The 727-nt window shown below is 53.9% G+C and carries 2 protein-coding genes; both read left to right on the forward strand.

What is annotated here, in order from left to right:
• The coding region (locus WMO44_RS14960; RefSeq protein ID WP_349153054.1) for a DUF6017 domain-containing protein at positions 1–354 on the forward strand (354 nt) is incomplete at its 5' end.
• Positions 354–727 (forward strand): ParA family protein (locus WMO44_RS14965; RefSeq protein ID WP_349153055.1); only part of this gene is annotated, 374 nt, incomplete at its 3' end. The genes WMO44_RS14960 and WMO44_RS14965, both read left to right, overlap by 1 nt.

Below are 727 nucleotides of genomic sequence, written 5' to 3' on the forward strand. Positions count from 1 at the left end.
GCCCAACTGGAAGAATATTTTTCGCAGTCTTTGGAGGTAGACCTTCTGCTCCGGCTCTGCCCGGACGATGAGGATACCATCTATCAGATCGTAGATTTGCTGGTGGACACCTGTGCCACCAACCGCAAACTGCTGCACATTGCCGGGGACGATAAGCCCGCCGAGGTGGTACGCAGCCGGTTTATGAAGCTGAACGCCGACCATATCCGCTTTGTGCTGAAGTGCCTTGCAGATAACAGCAGCCCGATCCGAAACATGAAACAATATCTGCTCGCTTCTCTGTATAACGCACCCACCACGATGCAGCTTTCCTACCAGAACCAAACCAACCATGACTTAACGATGCGGAGGTGATGAAAATTTCAAAGAAAGCAACTACGATTGCCATCGTCAACCAGAAAGGCGGCACCGGTAAGACCACCACCTGTGAAAATCTTGGCATCGGGCTGGCGATGGAGGGCAAGAAGGTCCTACTGGTGGACGCTGACCCGCAGGGGTCACTTACCATCAGCATGGGCTGGCAGCAGCCCGATGAACTGCCTACCACCCTTTCCACCCTGATGGCAAAAGCCATGAACGATCAGAGCATTCCGCCCGGTGAAGGCATCCTGCACCATGCAGAGGGCGTTGACCTGATTCCGGCAAACATTGAACTGGCAGGGCTGGAAGTTTCCCTTGTCAACTGCATGAACCGGGAAAAGATGCTGAAACAGGTGCTGGAAAGCGC

The sequence above is a fragment of the Faecalibacterium tardum genome (genome assembly GCF_040096515.1).
In the GTDB taxonomy this organism is placed as follows: Bacteria; Bacillota; Clostridia; order Oscillospirales; family Ruminococcaceae; genus Faecalibacterium; species Faecalibacterium tardum.